The sequence below is a fragment of the Desulfocapsa sulfexigens DSM 10523 genome (assembly GCF_000341395.1).
Lineage (GTDB): Bacteria > Desulfobacterota > Desulfobulbia > Desulfobulbales > Desulfocapsaceae > Desulfocapsa > Desulfocapsa sulfexigens.
Window position 1 is genome coordinate 3,051,371 of sequence record NC_020304.1, and the last position, 17,661, is coordinate 3,069,031.

Consider the following 17,661-nt stretch of genomic DNA (forward strand, 5'->3'; position numbering starts at 1 on the left):
TCTACAGGGCACCGTGGATAGTGCCAGTCAGTTCTGCCGTTATTCCTGATGGTGCTGTTGTAGTAGATCACAGCTCAATTGTAGCGGTCGGTTCTTTTGAGGAGATCTTCTCGCAGTTTCCAGATGTTCCGGTTACCGAGTGCTCAGGTGTTCTTCTTCCAGCCCTGGTAAATGCCCACATTCATCTCGATCTTTCTGTCTTTGGTCCGGTGCCTCAGGAATCTTCTGAAAGTACCATGTGCGATTGGATATCGTCTCTTCTTGCAAAGCGACTTAGTTCAAACTGCTCTGATGATGAGATACGGGATGCAGCTGAAAAAGCCGCTCGTGATCAGTATGCATCCGGCGTCGGTCTGATGCTTGATATCAGCAATAGGTATCTTGGTACATTTGATTCCTGTCCTGCTGAAATAGTATCACTTCTTGAAATGCTTGGTCCTTCGCAGGCAGCCCAACGAGATGCAATCACCACCATCTCTGAACTCCCCAGTGAGAGAATGGTAACGGGACATGCTCCCTACTCAACAACTCCAGATCTCCTGAGTTATATTAAAAAGCGCTGTACCGCCCAGAATGCTGTGTTTTCCCTGCATCTTGCCGAAAATCGTGACGAATCTCTTTTGCTTATCCATGGGACAGGGTGCTTTGCTCAATTCTTAAAAGATCGAGGAGCTGTCAGTGATACTTTCCCGATCCCAGGAATTGACACCAGCGGTGTGGTGGGGTACTTACAGAAACGTGGAATCCTTGACAGGAAAACCCTATGTGTCCACTGTGTTCATATGAGCAGTGAAGAAATGAAAATTCTGGCAGAGTCACAGGCCCATGTGTGTCTCTGTCCCTGCAGCAATAGATTTCTATCAGTTGGTACTGCACCGCTTGAGAAGTTTCTGGATTTCGGAATGCTCCCGGCACTGGGAACCGATTCCGTAACATCCAATCCTCAGCTTGACATGTGGGAGGAGATGGCCCTTTTGAGAAAGAATCATCCCACTGTAGCAGCTGAAACCATACTCTCCATGGCAACATTAGGGGGGGCTGTCGCCATGCATCGTGACAACAGGTATGGCAGCATTGAAAAAGGACGAACATCGGATATCCTTCATGTCCACGGAGAGCAATATGAAAAGGCTGCATATCCTCAGCAGCTTATTGAGCTGTTAACCTCAGGAGGCCGTCCAGAGAGAATGGATTGGCTGACTTTTTCAGAATAATCTGTCTGCAGAATCTTGAAGGGAATAGAGCTATGAGTGGAGCCCGTATTGGAATGGTGAATTTTATTAACACCGCTCCAATCTATGAAATCTGGAAAACCCGAAATCATCCTGCAGACTGGAAGGTTGTCGAGGCCCCGCCCTCCACCCTGAACAGAATGCTTGCTGCAGGAGAGCTTGATCTCGGGTTTGTCTCATCCTATGAATATGGAGTTCGTCCTGAGCAGTATCGTCTCCTGTCAGACCTCTCCATCAGTGCCAACGGTTCCGTGGGATCGGTCTTTTTGTTCTCGCGTGTTCAGCCCAAATTACTTGGAGACCACACGGTTCTGCTCAGTGGTCAGTCTGAAACATCCATCAGTTTGGTGAAGATCATTCTTGAAGAGTTTTTTCATGTTCACCCGGCCTACGAAGTTGGTGATGTCAATGGCAGGGAGGCCACACAGGCTGGTGGAATTCTGGCCATAGGAGATGAGGCATTGCGCTTGTCCGCAAGTGAGGAGTTTCCCTATAAGCTTGATCTTGCAGAAGTCTGGTGTCAATATACGAATCTGCCCTTTGTATTTGCTGTTTGTGCTGCTCGTGAGGAGTTTTGTCAGAAATCTCCAGAAATTGTCGCTGCAATCCATCGGGAATTCTTAGTTTGCAGAGGTGAGGGGAGAGTACATCTGGAGTCCATTTGTGAGAGCGTTGCTCCTCGCATACCCATGCATCCAGACGAGTGTTACGTCTATCTTCGAGCCATAGAGTATGATCTTGGGAAGAGTAAACAGGTGGCCCTTGAAAAATTTTTCACCTATCTGATTAACAGGAAAGAAGCTTCACCTCTTTCTGTCCCTCTCAATATTTTCGATAATGAGTGACCTGAAATGAAAAAAATTCTAGTGGCGGTGACCGGTGCTTCAGCCATGCTCTACCTCCAGTCATTCCTCGAAATACTTCAGGATGAAGATGCTATTGTCCACGGAATCTGTTCCGAGTCCGGTGAACAGGTACTTGAACTTGAGCATGGAATAACTCCAGGTAAGCTACCGGCGGTAAGTAAATGGTTTGATTGCAGAGATTTTGCGGCCGCACCGGCTTCCGGGTCAGCTGGATATGATGCCATGGTGATTATTCCCTGCTCCATGGGGACACTTGCTGCAATTGCATCGGGAATAACCACTAATCTCGTGCATCGGGCAGCCGATGTAATGCTTAAGGAAAAGAAAAAACTTGTCCTTGTGACCAGGGAAACTCCTTTAAACAGAACACATTTACAGAATATGCTGACAGTTCATGATGCCGGTGCCGTGATATGTCCGCCCCATCCAGGGTTTTACCTGAAACCTGAAACCCTGGAAGAAGCGGCCCTGACGTTCTCATGGCGGCTTGGAGATCAGCTTGGTCTTCATATGAAAAACAGAAAGCGTTGGGGAGAAGAGGGTTGATGTTTCAGAAAATTACTGTTCTTCTTGAGATGATCAAATTTAAATTGACCATTTTTGCAATGCCTTTTGCATTTATGGGGGCGTTCCTGGCCGAACGCGGTGTTCCCGACGCGCTTACGTTTTTATGGGTGGTGCTTGCCATGGTAGGTGCCAGGACCTGTGCAATGGGATTTAATCGTATTGTTGATGCCAGATTTGATAGCGCCAATCCACGTACTGCTGATCGGGCAATTCCATCCGGTGCTGTCAGCAGTGTTGAGGCGTGGATTATGGTGATTGCAGCAGGAGCTCTTTTCTTTTTTGCAGCATGGTCACTCAATCCCCTGACGCTGAAGCTTGCACCCGTTGCTCTCGGTCTCACTCTTTTCTATTCGTTGACCAAAAGATTTACTTCCTTCTGTCATCTGATTTTAGGTGTTGCCCTTGCCTTTTCTCCACTTGGTGGCTGGGTGGCGGTGCAGGGAAGCTTAATCAGTTACCCATGGGCGCTTTCCCTGGGAGTCCTTTTCTGGATTGCTGGTTTTGATACCATTTATGCCTGTCTTGATGCCGATTTTGATAAAAAAGCAGGTCTCCATTCCCTACCTTCACAACTCGGCCAGACAAATGCCTTCCGTCTCGCTGTCCTGTTCCATATTATAGCTTTTTGTCTTTTTGCCTTCGCCGGAGTGCAGGCAGGTTTGAATCTTGTCTATTATATTGGAGTATTGATAGCCGCTGGGGTGATTTTCTATCAGCATAAGCTGGTGAATCCAAATGATCTCTCGAAGATAAAAGGCTCTTTTTTCTCCCTGAATGGTATCATCAGCATGGTTCTTTTCGCCGCTACATGGCTCTCTTTGATCATTGAAGGATGATGAGACACTTCATTTTTCAGGCATGTTCTCTTCTCTTTTCTATCTTTATCACCTGTTGTGTTGAGAGTGTAGCTGCTCTATATCCCAACGGTGAGGTTATCGATGATGTGGTAACGACCATATATACGGGTGGTGAAAAGCTTAAATACAAAATTTCGTGGACCGGCGGTGTTAAGATAGGTGAGCTTCAGCTGGAAGTTCAGAGACAGGCTGATGATGAAAATGTTTTTGAGTTAAAGGCGGTGGTAAAGGACTCTGGCATGTTTCATTTTTTTTATCCGGTAAATGATGTATTTCTCACAAGGGTAGCTGGTGATAAGCGGCTTCCCGTGAGCTATGAGGTGACCCAGAAAGAGGGCAGAAATTACAAGGCCAGACGGTATACCGAATACAATCAGCAGGCTGGGACAGTACGTTATCAGAAGAACACGAAGGATCCGGTTGAGTATACTGTTGACGGAGAGGTTCACAATGAGTTCTCTTCGTTCTTTTTTACCCGTAGTATGAAACTTGAACGGGATTATCCGGTAATTGTTCCAACCTTTGCAGATGGCAAACGACATGAGGTCATAGTCCGTGTGGGGGCTGAAACCAGGATAAAAAAAACAATCCTTGGCGATGTTAATGTGTTACCTGTGACCCCCCTGATGGGATTTAAAGGACTTTATGACAAGGCTGGTGCTACCGTCATCTGGCTCACCAACGATGAATGCCGGATACCTGTCCGTATTAGATCCAGAATCCTTCTAGGATCACTTACTGCAGAACTGCTTTCATATTCAAATCCCCATTGTGGTGATCAGAGTGAATATCATAAGAAAATACCTGCGAGTGTAGAAAAACTGCCGGAACTTGAAATGGGAGACTGAAATTCCCATAGTCCCTTTTCTTGTGTTGATTATATCCACAAAGTGTTTATATTCTGCCACGCAAAGCACGAAGTTGAACTTGAAGATAAATATAACATAAATTGATATTTGAGGAGAATAGCATGAAACTTATTCTTTTGGGCGCTCCTGGCGCTGGTAAAGGTACTGTAGCAAAATTACTCACCGCCATTGATGGCTCTGTCCAGATTTCCACCGGAGATATTCTTCGTGGTGCTGTTACTGCAGGTACTGACCTTGGTAAAGAGGCTGAAGGATATATGAGCCGTGGCGATCTTGTTCCAGACTCACTTATTATGGGAATCATGGAAAGCCGTCTTCAGGAACCTGATTGTGCCAACGGCTTTTTGCTCGATGGCTTCCCACGTACCATTCCACAGGCTGAAGAGCTTACCGCCCTTCTCGAAAAACTTGGTATTAAACTTGATATGGCCGTTGAAATTGACGTGCCCAAGGATATCATTCTTGACAGACTTTGTACCCGTCGTACTTGTGAAAATCCCGATTGTCAGGCCATTTACAATGTGAAGTCCAATCCTCCAAAAGTAGAAGGGATTTGTGACAAATGTGGAGCCAGGGCCATACAGCGTGAAGATGAGACCGAAGAGGCAATCAGCCACCGTCTTGCTACCTATAATGAGAAGACAGCACCTCTTATCGGTTTTTACAAAAAGGCAGGATTGCTTCTCAGCGTTCCAGCCACTTCAAGTGATGCTGTAATTGCTGCTGTAAAAGAAAAGCTTAGTCTGTAAACTATTGCTGGTGTTTTGGTAACGGGGGATGGAGAACCACAGGTTTTCTCTCCCCCTTCTTTATGTTAAGGAGGTATTGATGAGCGAATCAGTATTGGAAACAAATTATGAAGGTCTCGAGCTTGTACATCGTGGAAAAGTACGGGATATGTACGCAATACCTGGGCATGATGACAAACTGTTGATGGTAGCAACTGATCGTATTTCTGCTTTCGATGTGGTAATTGATGCAATTCCAGGCAAGGGAAAAGTATTAACACAACTGTCCCTCTTCTGGTTTGATCTGCTTGGTGATGTCGTAGATAACCATCTCATTACAGCCGATGTCAGCGAATATCCGGAGGCCTGCCAGCCATATGCTGCCGAGCTTGATGGTCGGTCAATGCTTGTCCACAAAACACAGCCTTTGAGTGTTGAATGTATTGTCCGAGGATACATTTCCGGATCATTTTGGAAGGCCTACCAGAAAAATACAACAGTCTGCGGCTTTGCCTTTCCTGACGACCTGCAGGAATCAGACAAATTGCCTGAGGTGATTTTTACTCCTTCAACAAAGGCTGATCTTGGTGATCACGATGAGAATATTTCAGTGAATACCATGGAAGAGCTTCTTGGTAAGGAAATGACCCGGAAAATTTCTGATATCAGTATTGAACTGTATAGCAGGGCTGCTGATTTTGCACGATCGAAAGGAATTATCATCGCTGATACTAAGTTTGAACTGGGACTTCTCGGAGAAGAGAAAAAACTTATACTTATCGATGAGGTTCTGACTCCTGATTCTTCACGATTCTGGCCACTCGATCAGTATAAACCTGGGAAAGGGCAACCAAGTTTCGATAAACAGTTTTTACGTGATTACCTGTCGTCACTTGATTGGGATAAGAATCCTCCGGCTCCTAAAGTTCCCCAGGATATTATAGATAAAACCAAGGCACGTTACGAAGAAGCACTGGAAAAAATCACCAAAGGCTGATTTTGGTATCAGGCAGGCACTCACAGGGAGTGTCTGCCTGAATCAGAATCTAAATCTCCATATCCTACCTTATCTTGCAACCAGTTTGTCAATAATCGCTATCAGCTGCTTAAATGGAATGGGTTTGGTCAGGTAGCCATCCATTCCAGCAAGTTTACATTTTTGCTCGAAATCTGTTGTCGCCTGTGCTGTGAGTGCAATAATGGGGACGGAAAATTTGCCGGTTTCTTTTTCTTTCTTCCTGATAATCTCTGTGGCATCCAGACCGTTCAGAACCGGCATCTGGATATCCATTAGGATGATATCCGCATGGTTTTTTTCCATGAGATCAATCAGTTCCTGTCCGTTTTCGCACACAGTAACATCACACCCCTGTTCTTCTAGGTAGGCAGAAATTAAACGCTGGTTGATGAATTCATCTTCAGCTAGAAAAACTCGAATTCCCAGTAGTTTTTTTAAGGGAGCGGTCGGGATGTTTTTTGTTTGTATCTCTGGCTCCTCTTTTCTGTCAATGTCGCAGAGTATGGTGAAATGAAATGTTGATCCTTTTTCGTTACTTTCACCAAGCCACAGCCGGCCACGCATGTGTTCAACAAATTCTGCACTTATGGCAAGGCCAAGGCCTATTCCATCGATGACTCGTTCTTTTTCGATATCCCCTCGATTGAATGCATCAAAGATTGTTTGTCTCGCTGTATCGGAAACGCCAATGCCACTATCCCTCACAGTGAAGAGAAGTTCTACTTCTGTTTCTGAAGGGGTGGATTGTAGGGCTACGTTTAACTCAATAGTACCCTGTTTGCTGAATTTAATACTGTTGCCTATAAGGTTGATCAGAATTTGTCTGATTCGACCTCCATCCCCAATGAGTTTGTCAGGGATATCACTTTCCAGGGTGGAAGTAATAAGGATGTCTTTGTCATTAGTCTGAATACGCATTAATGTAACCACTTCAGTGATAACTTGAGAGAGGGAGAAGGGGGCGTGGTGTAGGTGGAATTTTCCCGATTCTATATGGGAAAGATCAAGGATTGAGTCAACAACAGTCTGAAGTTGTTGGCCTGAAACCTTTGCCATTGACAGTAACTGTTTCTGTTCAGTACTGAGAGATCCTTTTTCGAACATGTCAAAGATTGCCAGAAGAGCATGGAGAGGTGATCGTATTTCATGACTCATGTTGGCGAGAAATATAGATTTTGCCTGATTGGCTTTTTCTGCATTAACCTTTGCTTGGATAGCTGATTTTTCCTCGTTCCTCCGTCTCTTAACCTCTTCCTCTAGAGAACTGTTTGCCTCCTGGAGTCTCAGATTCAAAGTATTCATGGCATTTGCCAGCTTCTGGAATTCGGTATCTGCGGGTGGGGAAATAATAATGTTTTTTCCCTGCAACAGAGTGGTGGATTCGTTGGCAAGAAGCTGCAAAGGTTCTATTATCTTTTTATTGGTTGTCCAGCCAACAAGTGTCGAGAGGAGGAGGAGTAACAGAATGAAAAATCCTAACAGAAGGAAAGATGGTTTTTCGGAACTGCCGGATTTGAGGGCTTCAATTTTTGCGACAATATGGAAAAGTTCGCCGTGAAAATCTAGAGAGGACATTGCGGAGACATAGGATGTGTTGTCTATAACTACGGTGCCGTTCCACTGCTGATCAGAAGGAAAAGAAGTGGGTGATGAACTATTTTGAGGGGTCTGGGAAAGAACTTTTCCATCCTTACTCAAAATGAGAACATTGATGTCAGGAGGAAGAATGCTTTTCTGCAGGAATTGCTGCAATTGGTCATAGGGTAGAAGGGCGGAAAGAACACCAGCAACAGATGAATTGTTAAGAAATTTTACAGGTTGACAAATTGCTAGCACCGGGAAAGTGCCATCTTCTATAGTCAGCTGAGTAACATAGGGTTTCCCGGAATGGTAAGGAGTTTGAAAGAGTGCAGGGTTTTGAGTCAGGCAGGGAGGGGGAGGGATCTTCTCAATTGTATTATTGGAAACCTGATTCCTGATAATGCCGTCGGAATCATAAAACACAATGGAAGAGAATGCTGAGTTACTATCTGTCAGAGTGGCGAGGAGATCATGTCGTTGATACTCTTTAGGGGCAATGTGTTCGATCTGCCGACCTATCAGTTCAAGACCATGGAGATTTCTATTGAGGAAAAGAGCTAACTGGCTTTTTATTTTTTTTGTAACACCTTGCAGCTGCAGTCTTACATGGGTGTCTCTGGTTTGATGATTTTGATGAAGAAAAAATACACCCATGAGCAACGCTTGTATAAGGGTTACGGCAATAAAAATAGAAAGTATGCGGGTGCGTATTGTTGTGTGCATCAGTGGATGATTCAAGAACCAGCCTTTTTGTGAATTTGAAAAGCATAAACGTTTGGTCATTATACCTAACAAAGGAAGAAAGTCGAATAAAAACAGTTGAAGAAGGTGGTGGGGGAATGGGGACTTACTTTATAAAGGTGGTGCATGAAGAGTTGTTTTTTTATAGAGTGAAGTAGAGAGTTTCTGAAAATTCACCTTATATGCAAATGGCACCATGAAATTTGCTGTTGCTCTGTCTAGGTTCTTGATAAAAGATTTTATCCCCATTCACAACTAGGAATGTGTTATGACAAATCCTGTTTTTATGGAAATCAATACTCGTAAGTGTTTTCATGCGAATGGTAAGGAGTATAGCTTCTATTCACTTCCTGCGTTGCAAAAAGTCGGCTTTGAAAACATAGATCGTTTGCCCTTCTCCATTCGCATACTTCTTGAAAATCAGTTGCGTCACCTCAGCAAGGGGATGGTAACCGAAGAAAATATTATTAACCTGGCATCCTGGCGTCCAGAGACACGGGAATTGCAGTCCATTCCATTTATGCCAGGGCGCGTTGTTTTGCAGGATTTTACCGGCGTTCCAGCAGTTGTTGACTTGGCAGCTCTTCGATCTGCCTTTGCCAGGCAGGGGAGAGATCCAGAAAAGATGAATCCTTTTATTCCAGCCGATCTCATAATTGACCACTCCATTCAAGTTGATCGCTCTGGTGATAAAAATGCTCTCTCCTATAATGTACACCAGGAATTTGCACGAAACCGTGAACGCTATACTATGCTTCGTTGGGGGCAGAAGGCTTTCTCAAATTTCCATGTCATACCACCGGGCACAGGAATTGTGCATCAGGTCAACCTTGAGTATCTTGCTTCCGTAGTCCGGGTTCAAGGGAAGGGCAGAGAGGCAATGGCTTATTCAGATACTGTCATCGGGACAGACTCACATACAACAATGATTAACGGTCTTGGGGTTCTTGGGTGGGGAGTTGGAGGTATTGAGGCAGAGGCTGTACTCCTGGGACAACCATATTCCATGCAGATTCCGGAAGTTGTTGGGGTGAAATTGATAGGCAGGTTGAAGGAAGGAATAACAGCAACTGATCTTGTACTTACTATTACCGAGTTTTTACGTAGTAAGGGAGTTGTTGGCAGGTTTGTCGAATTTGTTGGTTCTGGTGCAGAACAGCTTAGCCTCTCGGATAGGGCAACTATCGCGAATATGGCTCCGGAATACGGAGCAACGATGGGCTTTTTCCCTGTTGACCAGGAAACACTTCGATATCTCTCTGCAAGCGGCAGGAGCTCAAGGCTGGTTACCCTTGTGGAGAGATATAATAAGGAGCAGGGTCTTTTTCTCTCCCAGACCACTCCGGAGCCAGAGTACAGTGTTGTGTATGAGATCCAGCTCGATCGAGTTGGAACAAGTCTCGCAGGCCCGCGTAAACCTCAGGAACGGATACCATTGTCAGCCATGAGTGAATCCTTTAAGGCTCTGTTGACAGATAGAGTTACAGAGGATGATGGAGTGAAAGCTGGCAGTTGTGACCACGATGCTGAAGGTCGCTTTGAAAAAAATGGTGACCAGCTACCTATCAAAGATGGTTCTGTGGTAATTGCAGCGATCACCAGTTGTACCAATACATCAAATCCTGCAGTTATGATTGGAGCAGGACTTCTTGCTCAAAAGGCTGCAGAACAAGGATTGCAGACAAAGCCATGGGTGAAAACCAGCATGGCACCTGGCTCCATGGTTGTCAGTCATTACCTTGAAAAAAGCGGACTTTTGAGTCCATTGGAACATTTTGGGTTTCATGTTGTCGGTTACGGATGCACTACCTGTATTGGTAACAGCGGTCCACTTGATACTAAAATGTCTGATGTTATAAAGGATAAAGAGTTGCTGGTTGCTGCGGTCTTAAGTGGCAACCGGAATTTCGAAGCCCGTATCCATCCCCTGGTTCATGCTAATTATCTTTGTTCACCACAGCTCGTTGTTGCTTATGCAATTGCGGGCACGGTTATGATCGATTTTGACAGTCAACCTCTTGGAAGAAAACCGGATGGAACTCCTGTGTATCTTCGTGATATCTGGCCAAGCAATAAAGAAATCGAGACATTGGTGGCTGAGGTAGTCACACCCGCCTTGTTTACAGCAGGTTACGAAAATGTTTTCTCTGGTAACGAAACATGGAATGATCTGAAAGTGAAAGACAGCAGCCTGTATCAATGGGACAGTGATTCCTCTTATATACAGGAACCTCCATTTTTTAAGAATGTATCTCCGGAACCGCCGCCACTGTGTAATATTGAAAAGGCCAGAATTTTAGCCATTTTCGGTGATACGATCACCACCGATCATATCTCTCCAGCGGGTACGATTCCTATGGACAGTCCGGCCGGAAAATATCTCCAGGAACTAGGAATAGCTCCCCATGAATTTAACAGCTATGGCTCAAGGCGAGGAAATCATCAGGTCATGATGCGAGGTACCTTCGGTAACATACGAATCAAGAACCGTATGGTGGGTAGAGAGGGCGGGTATACTCTTTTAATGCCTGATAGAATTGAAATGAGTATCTATGATGCAGCTATGGCTTATAAGGAGTTGACAACACCGCTGGTGATTATCGGTGGTAAGGACTACGGAACCGGCAGTTCGCGTGATTGGGCGGCAAAAGGGACATTACTTCTCGGTGTGAAAGCGGTCATTGCTAAATCTTTTGAACGCATCCATCGCAGTAATCTTGTTGGCATGGGGGTCCTGCCACTTCAATTTGTCGACGGTGCAGATTGTACTACACTAGACCTTGATGGCAGTGAAGAGCTTACAATTAAAGGAATTGCAACGGATCTTACCCCTGGCGCACAGATCACGGTAACGGTTGACCGTGGTGATAATAAAGGTCTGACCGAATTCCTGACAACCGTTCGTCTTGACAATCCAGTGGAGCTTGAATACTACCGACATGGTGGTATCCTCCAGAAAGTCCTGCGACAGATGCTTGCCCAGAAGTAACGGTATTTCACTGGTCGTTTCCAGACTAAAAGCTGCTGCCGTGAGCATTTATTTCCAAGAGTGTTTTGAGAACAGTGCGCTTCAAAATTTGCCCCCCTTTGCACCAGCATTCATGTGTTCAGGAGCTCCTCCTCTGCTGTCCCTCTCTTTCAGTTTGTAATGATTTTATCATAATACAGGGTGAGGCACACGAATTCAAATAATGTGTTACTTTTTCTTGACCTGTTCTCTACGAACTGTTAATCAGGTGTGAACGTAACACGAAACGTGTATTCTTCATACTGTGTATTCTGTAGAGGTTCAAAATGGTTACCCGATTTGTTTTTGTTTTTTTTATCAATATATTGCTCTGTGGTGGAGTAACAGCGAAAACTGTAACAGATGTCACCGGGAAAACAGTGCAGCTTCCCGATTCCATAGATCATGTTATCTGTTCAGGCTCAGGATGTCTCCGGTTACTCACCTATCTTCAGGCTCAGGACAGGATTGTCGGTGTCGACAGCATTGAAACCAGGCAAGGTCAGTTTGATGCTCGGCCGTATGCTCTTGCCAATCCACAGTTTAAGAAGATGCCGATTTTCGGGGAGTTTAGGGGGCGTGACAATCCAGAACATATTTTGACTCTTACCCCCCAACCCCAGGTGATTTTCAAAACCTATTCTCAAATGGGCTATAATCCATCAGAACTTCAAGAGAAAACCGGTATCCCGGTGCTTGTTCTTAACTATGGGAACCTTGATTATCTTCGTCCAGAATTGTTTAAATCTCTTCGTCTTATGGGCTCTGTTCTTGGAAGGGAAGAACGTGCAGAACAGGTTATCTCCTTTTTTGAAGAGACCATTTCAGATCTTGAACAACGAAGCAAAGATATTCCGGCCGAAAAACGTCCGAAAGTATACCTTGGAGGCGTGGCTTTCAAAGGGCCACATGGATTTCAGTCAACCGAGCCTACCTATCCCCCATTTAAATTCGTTCAAGCCCACAATCTTGCCTATGATCCCGCAATGACCAAAAAGGAGTTGAGCAACTCCAACATTGCCAAGGAAAAGATTGTTGCCTGGAATCCCGAGTACCTTTTTCTTGACCTGTCAACCCTGCAGTTAGGAGATAAGGTTGGCGGTTTGCATGAGCTGAAAACTGATCCGTCGTATCGGTCACTGAGTTCGGTGAAAAGTAACCGGGTTTATGGCTTACTTCCCTATAACGGGTATACGAAAAATTACGGTTCTATTCTAGCTAACGCCTACTACATTGGTAAATTGCTCTATCCCGAGCGATTTGCCGATATCGAACCAGACGAGAAAGCTGATGAAATATATAGATTTCTGGTAGGTAAACCGGTCTTTGCCACTATGGACGGACTTTTTAAGAATCTTGTATTCAAAAATGTCCCACTTTAATAGCCATGCATTTTGATCATGGCCAGGTGCCGGAGGAATACCAACAATACACTGGTAGAAAAAAACTGTTTATTTTGATTGTAGCTTTTGGCCTTGCTGCTATCCTGGTTGTAGCCATCTCCCTTGGATCTGCAAATATACCAACGTCCTCGGTTGCCAAAAGTCTGATGGGGATGGCAACTTCTGCACAAACCAAGATGATTGTCTGGAATATCCGGTTGCCCCAGGCATTAGCCGCTACTGTCGCCGGGGCTGGTCTGGCTGTTGCTGGTGCAGTTATGCAATCGATATTACGCAATCCGCTAGGATCGCCATTTACCCTTGGAATCTCCCACGCTGCCGCCTTTGGTGCAGCGTTATCTGTCATGGTACTGGGAGGCGGTGTTATGACCTCCAGCAATGTAGGCGCTATCTCAATTACCAATCCATATATTACCACCGCATCGGCGTTTCTTTTCAGTATCGGTACTTCTTTCTTGATTATAGGTGTGACACGAACGCGCGGTGCCACACCGGAAGTAATGGTGCTCACCGGTGTGGCCCTGGGAGCATTTTTCACAGCAGGAACCATGTTTTTACAATTCTTTGCTGATGATATGCAACTGGCGGCCATGGTATTCTGGACCTTTGGTGATACTGCAAGAGCAACTTGGACAGAGTTGGGGGTTATTTCTTCAATAACTGCTGTCTGTGTGCTCTACTTTTTTGGAAATAGTTGGAACTATAATGCTATTGATGCGGGTGATGAGACCGCCAAGAGCCTTGGGGTTCGGGTCGGTCGTGTCCGGATGATGGGGATGCTGTTCGCTTCGATGTTGACTGCGGTTATAATTGCATTTCTGGGAATCATCGGTTTTGTCGGGCTGGTAGTGCCGCACATGGTTCGACGAATTATTGGTTCAGATCACAGGTTCTTGCTGCCGGCATGTTTTCTGGTCGGAGCAGTTTTGCTGCTCGTGTCCGACACTGTTGCAAGGTTGATATTGGCTCCTAACGTTTTGCCGGTGTCAGTTCTGACGGCATTCCTTGGAGCACCGGCATTTTTCTGGTTAATTATACGAGGAGGACGCCGATGATTCTAGCCATCAAGCGACTCGCTTTCGGTTACAATGGTCATCGTACCCTTTCCGACATCAACCTTAATGTGGAACCTGGAGAATTGTTGGCCATACTTGGACCAAATGGTGTTGGCAAAACGACCCTGCTCAAATGTATTAATGGTATACAGATTCCTTCTGCAGGAACTGTTCTGGTCGAGGATCGCAATGTCCTGAAAATGACCCCTGACGAGATTGCCCTCGGTATCGGCTATGTTGCACAGCGTAGCGAGACGAGTCGGTTGACTGTTTTTGATGCGGTGCTGATGGGAAGAAAACCACATATCAGATGGCGGGTCGCCGAACGGGACATGAAGGTTGTAGATTCAGCGCTGCAGCAACTCGATCTCACTCGGCTTTCTTTGCGCTATATAGATGAACTGAGCGGAGGCGAATTGCAAAAAGTAGCTATTGCTCGTGCGCTCGTTCAGGAACCACGACTGCTACTGCTTGACGAACCAACCAGTTCGCTCGATTTGCGAAACCAGATAAATATATTATCGATCATCAGAAAAATTGTGAAAAGCCACCGCATTGCATCTGTGATAACCATGCACGATCTCAACAGTGCCCTACGGTACGCCGATCGGTATTGCTTTTTGAAAGATGGTTATGTTCATGCGACATGTGACCGCTCCACCATATCACCAGATATAATTGAGAAGGTATATGGGCTTCCAGTCACAATTCATCATATTGACAATTGTCCGGTCATCGTCCCGGAAGATCATTTTAATTGAAAGGAGCTGAAAATGACATGTACTTACCCAAAACAGACAATTGAAGATACAATTGCATTCCATGGGCATAACTGCCCAGGACTTGCAATCGGTATTCGGGTGGCTGAGTATGTCAAAAAAGAATTTCCAGACACCCCATCGGCAGCCCTTGTTTGTATTACTGAAACAGATATGTGCGCTGTGGATGCCATCCAGTATCTAATCGGCTGCACCTATGGCAAAGGCAATCTGATTCATAAAGATTACGGCAAGACAGCCTTTTCTTTTTATGATAGAGAAAACAACAAGGGTATTCGATTCCTGTTGAGACCGGATTGCCGTGGTGAGAATTATTGGATGCTGGCTGATATGATGGCAGAAAAAAGTGCTGGAATCCTTTCAAAAGAGGATGATCAGAAGCTGGCCGAGCAGAGAATCCTACTTGAAAAGAGGTTTATGTCACTGTCGCTCGAAGATATGTTTTCTATTGAAAAGCTGCAGACCAGACCACCTCGGCCGCCGCGTGTATTGCATTCCATGACGTGTGAGGATTGTGGTGAACAAACCATGGAGTCAAGGACTAGACGTTTTGATAAAAAGACGCTGTGTATACCTTGCTATCAGAAAGTCGAACAGAAAATATAAGTAGAATAGGTGCCCGACCGTTCTAATGGTATTTCCACAATTCAGAAGATTGCCAAAGAAAGTGCAAAATAGGCATTTTACTTATTTATATTCTATCTGAAATATGTTTAGTATGACTTTATAGTCAGCATAGATATAAATAAAGGAGAAAGACGATGAGAAAGTTATTGATTTGTGGAATATGTTTGTTGGTACTGCTTCCGGCAATGGCAAGCGCCACAACCTATACAGGTTCACTGGTTGTTGGTGGTGATCCTTTGGCTTATTCAACAATTTGGTTCGACAAGACCGGAACTGATACTTATGAACAAGCTGGTGGAGGGTCTATAGATACTTCCTACCTTGACGGGGATGAGTTGGCGTGGCTTTACTGTGTCGATCTTTTCACCTCGGTGTCTGTTGCAACGTATCCATCTACCTTGGTCTCTGATAGCGGAGATATTTACGGCGGTACGTATAGTGCAATAGCAGACGTCGCTTGGTTGCTGGACAACTATGCTACTGGTGGCCAGGGTGATGATGCAAAAGCACTCCAGGCGGCTATATGGACTACGGTTCACGGAACCGACTACGACTTGAGCCCAAGCAGTTCAGCGTTTAATAAATACACGGATATGTTGGCAGCACTCGACCTTACCACTGAAACCGGTAATGTCGGTAACTACTTGTGGATCAGCCCGCGACTTGAAGCAGGTGGTGCCTTCTCACAGGGTTTGGTTGGTGTTAAGGTGTCTGCGCCCGTTCCTGAACCAGCAACAATGCTTCTCTTCGGCACAGGTTTAATTGGTCTTGTTGGTACAAGACTTCGTAGAAAGAGAAAATAATACATTTTGATATAAAGTATCTTTAAAAGGCAGAGTCATTCACTTGATTCTGCCTTTTTTTTGTTTCAATCTTTCGTAGTTTGTTGCCAAAACTAAGCTCTACAACTTCACATAATTCTAAAATGTTATACTGCTACTGCTTAGCCTATAATCGGGGACAAGCAGTCTCTGAGCAGTAATAACCACCTGAAACCGTCGTTATTGAACTTTTCTCACAAGTGCTGCTACCCTTGTGATTTTCCTGCCTTCTTTTTTTACACTTTTCCCCTTTTAATCATTCCGAGACTGCCTAATTATTTTACACCATCTCCATTTTATTAATTAACCCTCGGCGAACAAACCAGAAATATCATGCAATATCGGTATGTTTTGGGATTTTTTACCCCAGTAGCCCATCTGGTGCGATTCCTGCTAACTCTTTTGTAAGTATTTGAAAATATTCCAACGAGGAGGATTATCAATGTTCGGACACAATAGTGTTTCTACAGATTGGTGGTGTGGAATGGGAACATTCTTTCCAGGCCCTTTGGGGATGGTCGTCACCTTTCTTTTTTGGGGGTTTGTCATCTACCTTATCATTTTCCTTTTTCAGGCTCTGTTTTCAAGGGGGAAAAGAGCCTCTTCAGCACATCTTGATGCCCTGAAGGAAAGGTATGCCCGCGGTGAAATCAACGAAGATGAATATCATCGTATAAAGAGAGAAATTAGCTAAGACATGATGTTTTGACACAGGAGGGCGATCATGAAACGATGTACTGTATTAAAAGGTGGTTTGGCCGCCATTTCCCTCGTGGGAGCTGCCGGATCTACTACTTTGTTACAGAAAGTCTTTGCGGGCAGATTTTCTCTACCCCTTTTGATTCAACCTGTAATCGCTGCCAATGCATCGCGCTCCCGTATCGGAGAATGCTTTTCAACACCTCTGCCTATTCCTCCATTACTGAAGTATTTGGACAATACGCTGTACAGTACCCGCTTCAGCATGAACATGCAGCAGGAGAAAGTGAAGTTTTTTCGGGATAAGCCGACTGACACCATGGGGTATAATGGTAATTAGTCTGCTGGTGGATCAGAGGCAGGGGAGCCAATTTGAGTCCATGCGGATCAAAGTGGATCGTCTTGCGGAGAACAAAATTTCTCTACCCGGAGAGCTGCGTCCCCTTGAGAGGATACCTGAAGCGGAGGCTTCTGTTGTCCGCGGATTTACCATGGAGACCATGTCCAAGGGGGGGAGGTGGAATGGGTATGGGGATGATGGAAAGACGACTCACCATTAATGGGAAGCAGATGGATATTAACCGGATTGATGAACAGGTACAGTTGGGTTCCACGGAGACCTGGGAGATAACAAATCGTGCCGCCATGATGATTCGCTATCAGTCAAAAAACTCCTTTTAGATACAAGCATGTTCATGATTCTGCTCTTTGTCTTTGTTTTTGTGCGTCTGATAAAATAGGAAAAGGCCTTGGGGAGAAAGGAGTTCAGTGAGATCTGCGATTAGTATTTACAGGATATTCCAATATTTCT

At 45.0% G+C, this 17,661-nt stretch carries 18 protein-coding genes; 17 read left to right on the top strand and 1 reads right to left on the bottom strand.

Annotated features, from left to right (window positions below):
• Positions 1–20: 20 nt before the first annotated feature.
• From UWK_RS13570 to UWK_RS13600, 7 genes are all read left to right on the top strand, one after another.
• Positions 21–1,214, top strand: coding sequence for an amidohydrolase family protein (locus UWK_RS13570; protein WP_015404958.1), 1,194 nt, complete (start codon positions 21–23; stop codon positions 1,212–1,214).
• A complete protein-coding gene (locus UWK_RS13575) occupies positions 1,193–2,077 on the top strand; it encodes a menaquinone biosynthetic enzyme MqnA/MqnD family protein (RefSeq protein ID WP_228130018.1) in 885 nt (294 codons plus the stop codon). The genes UWK_RS13570 and UWK_RS13575 overlap by 22 nt, the downstream gene beginning before the upstream one ends.
• A gap of 6 nt (positions 2,078–2,083) precedes the next feature.
• Positions 2,084–2,644, top strand: a complete 561-nt coding sequence (locus UWK_RS13580) for a UbiX family flavin prenyltransferase (protein ID WP_015404960.1) — start codon at positions 2,084–2,086, stop codon at positions 2,642–2,644.
• The gene (locus UWK_RS13585; protein ID WP_015404961.1) at positions 2,644–3,501 is read left to right on the top strand and encodes a UbiA-like polyprenyltransferase; all 858 of its coding nucleotides are present in this window, start codon (positions 2,644–2,646) and stop codon (positions 3,499–3,501) included. Before UWK_RS13580 ends, UWK_RS13585 begins: the two co-directional genes overlap by 1 nt.
• On the top strand, positions 3,498–4,370 hold the full coding sequence (locus tag UWK_RS13590; protein ID WP_015404962.1) for a DUF3108 domain-containing protein: 873 nt from the start codon (positions 3,498–3,500) through the stop codon (positions 4,368–4,370). The genes UWK_RS13585 and UWK_RS13590 overlap by 4 nt, the downstream gene beginning before the upstream one ends.
• Before the next feature lie 122 nt (positions 4,371–4,492).
• Positions 4,493–5,140, top strand: a complete 648-nt coding sequence (locus tag UWK_RS13595; protein ID WP_015404963.1) for an adenylate kinase — start codon at positions 4,493–4,495, stop codon at positions 5,138–5,140.
• Between the two features lie 79 nt (positions 5,141–5,219).
• Positions 5,220–6,116 (top strand): phosphoribosylaminoimidazolesuccinocarboxamide synthase, encoded by an 897-nt coding sequence (locus UWK_RS13600; RefSeq protein WP_015404964.1) that lies wholly within the window; start codon positions 5,220–5,222, stop codon positions 6,114–6,116.
• Between the two features lie 69 nt (positions 6,117–6,185).
• Here UWK_RS13600 and UWK_RS13605 read toward each other — a convergent pair whose 3' ends face one another.
• Positions 6,186–8,441 carry a hybrid sensor histidine kinase/response regulator gene (locus UWK_RS13605; RefSeq protein WP_015404965.1) on the bottom strand — a complete coding sequence of 752 codons (2,256 nt, stop codon included), beginning with the start codon at positions 8,439–8,441 and terminating at the stop codon, positions 6,186–6,188.
• Positions 8,442–8,727: 286 nt separating this feature from the next.
• Between UWK_RS13605 and acnA the strand changes: the two genes are divergently transcribed.
• The 10 genes from acnA (at position 8,728) to UWK_RS19470 (ending at position 17,531) form a co-directional block, all read left to right on the top strand.
• Complete coding sequence (gene acnA, locus UWK_RS13610) at positions 8,728–11,448, top strand: aconitate hydratase AcnA (protein WP_015404966.1); 2,721 nt, start codon at positions 8,728–8,730, stop codon at positions 11,446–11,448.
• 305 nt (positions 11,449–11,753) lie between these two features.
• Positions 11,754–12,848 carry an iron ABC transporter substrate-binding protein gene (locus tag UWK_RS13615; protein ID WP_015404967.1) on the top strand — a complete coding sequence of 365 codons (1,095 nt, stop codon included), beginning with the start codon at positions 11,754–11,756 and terminating at the stop codon, positions 12,846–12,848.
• A 5-nt stretch (positions 12,849–12,853) separates the two neighbouring features.
• The gene (locus UWK_RS13620) at positions 12,854–13,924 is read left to right on the top strand and encodes a FecCD family ABC transporter permease (protein ID WP_015404968.1); all 1,071 of its coding nucleotides are present in this window, start codon (positions 12,854–12,856) and stop codon (positions 13,922–13,924) included.
• Positions 13,921–14,685 carry an ABC transporter ATP-binding protein gene (locus UWK_RS13625; protein WP_015404969.1) on the top strand — a complete coding sequence of 255 codons (765 nt, stop codon included), beginning with the start codon at positions 13,921–13,923 and terminating at the stop codon, positions 14,683–14,685. Before UWK_RS13620 ends, UWK_RS13625 begins: the two co-directional genes overlap by 4 nt.
• Before the next feature lie 12 nt (positions 14,686–14,697).
• Positions 14,698–15,309 (top strand): FmdE family protein, encoded by a 612-nt coding sequence (locus tag UWK_RS13630; protein ID WP_015404970.1) that lies wholly within the window; start codon positions 14,698–14,700, stop codon positions 15,307–15,309.
• A 155-nt stretch (positions 15,310–15,464) separates the two neighbouring features.
• The gene (locus UWK_RS13635) at positions 15,465–16,133 is read left to right on the top strand and encodes a PEP-CTERM sorting domain-containing protein (RefSeq protein ID WP_015404971.1); all 669 of its coding nucleotides are present in this window, start codon (positions 15,465–15,467) and stop codon (positions 16,131–16,133) included.
• 460 nt (positions 16,134–16,593) lie between these two features.
• Positions 16,594–16,845 (top strand): SHOCT domain-containing protein, encoded by a 252-nt coding sequence (locus tag UWK_RS13640; protein ID WP_015404972.1) that lies wholly within the window; start codon positions 16,594–16,596, stop codon positions 16,843–16,845.
• A gap of 30 nt (positions 16,846–16,875) precedes the next feature.
• Complete coding sequence (locus UWK_RS13645; RefSeq protein WP_015404973.1) at positions 16,876–17,190, top strand: hypothetical protein; 315 nt, start codon at positions 16,876–16,878, stop codon at positions 17,188–17,190.
• Positions 17,180–17,410, top strand: a complete 231-nt coding sequence (locus UWK_RS13650; protein ID WP_015404974.1) for a hypothetical protein — start codon at positions 17,180–17,182, stop codon at positions 17,408–17,410. Before UWK_RS13645 ends, UWK_RS13650 begins: the two co-directional genes overlap by 11 nt.
• Positions 17,385–17,531 carry a cupredoxin domain-containing protein gene (locus UWK_RS19470; RefSeq protein WP_153304904.1) on the top strand — a complete coding sequence of 49 codons (147 nt, stop codon included), beginning with the start codon at positions 17,385–17,387 and terminating at the stop codon, positions 17,529–17,531. Before UWK_RS13650 ends, UWK_RS19470 begins: the two co-directional genes overlap by 26 nt.
• Positions 17,532–17,661 lie beyond the last annotated feature (130 nt).

Excerpts from the sequence above, each read along its gene's own strand:
- UWK_RS13580 (WP_015404960.1), top strand. The coding sequence starts at position 2,084 with ATGAAAAAAATTCTAGTGGCGGTGACCGGTGCTTCAGCCATGCTCTAC.
- UWK_RS13585 (WP_015404961.1), top strand. The coding sequence starts at position 2,644 with ATGTTTCAGAAAATTACTGTTCTTCTTGAGATGATCAAATTTAAATTG.
- UWK_RS13590 (WP_015404962.1), top strand. The coding sequence starts at position 3,498 with ATGATGAGACACTTCATTTTTCAGGCATGTTCTCTTCTCTTTTCTATC.
- UWK_RS13595 (WP_015404963.1), top strand. The coding sequence starts at position 4,493 with ATGAAACTTATTCTTTTGGGCGCTCCTGGCGCTGGTAAAGGTACTGTA.
- UWK_RS13600 (WP_015404964.1), top strand. The coding sequence starts at position 5,220 with ATGAGCGAATCAGTATTGGAAACAAATTATGAAGGTCTCGAGCTTGTA.
- UWK_RS13605 (WP_015404965.1), bottom strand. The coding sequence starts at position 8,441 with ATGCACACAACAATACGCACCCGCATACTTTCTATTTTTATTGCCGTA.
- acnA (WP_015404966.1), top strand. The coding sequence starts at position 8,728 with ATGACAAATCCTGTTTTTATGGAAATCAATACTCGTAAGTGTTTTCAT.
- UWK_RS13615 (WP_015404967.1), top strand. The coding sequence starts at position 11,754 with ATGGTTACCCGATTTGTTTTTGTTTTTTTTATCAATATATTGCTCTGT.
- UWK_RS13620 (WP_015404968.1), top strand. The coding sequence starts at position 12,854 with ATGCATTTTGATCATGGCCAGGTGCCGGAGGAATACCAACAATACACT.
- UWK_RS13625 (WP_015404969.1), top strand. The coding sequence starts at position 13,921 with ATGATTCTAGCCATCAAGCGACTCGCTTTCGGTTACAATGGTCATCGT.
- UWK_RS13630 (WP_015404970.1), top strand. The coding sequence starts at position 14,698 with ATGACATGTACTTACCCAAAACAGACAATTGAAGATACAATTGCATTC.
- UWK_RS13635 (WP_015404971.1), top strand. The coding sequence starts at position 15,465 with ATGAGAAAGTTATTGATTTGTGGAATATGTTTGTTGGTACTGCTTCCG.
- UWK_RS13640 (WP_015404972.1), top strand. The coding sequence starts at position 16,594 with ATGTTCGGACACAATAGTGTTTCTACAGATTGGTGGTGTGGAATGGGA.
- UWK_RS13645 (WP_015404973.1), top strand. The coding sequence starts at position 16,876 with ATGAAACGATGTACTGTATTAAAAGGTGGTTTGGCCGCCATTTCCCTC.
- UWK_RS13650 (WP_015404974.1), top strand. The coding sequence starts at position 17,180 with ATGGTAATTAGTCTGCTGGTGGATCAGAGGCAGGGGAGCCAATTTGAG.
- UWK_RS19470 (WP_153304904.1), top strand. The coding sequence starts at position 17,385 with ATGATGGAAAGACGACTCACCATTAATGGGAAGCAGATGGATATTAAC.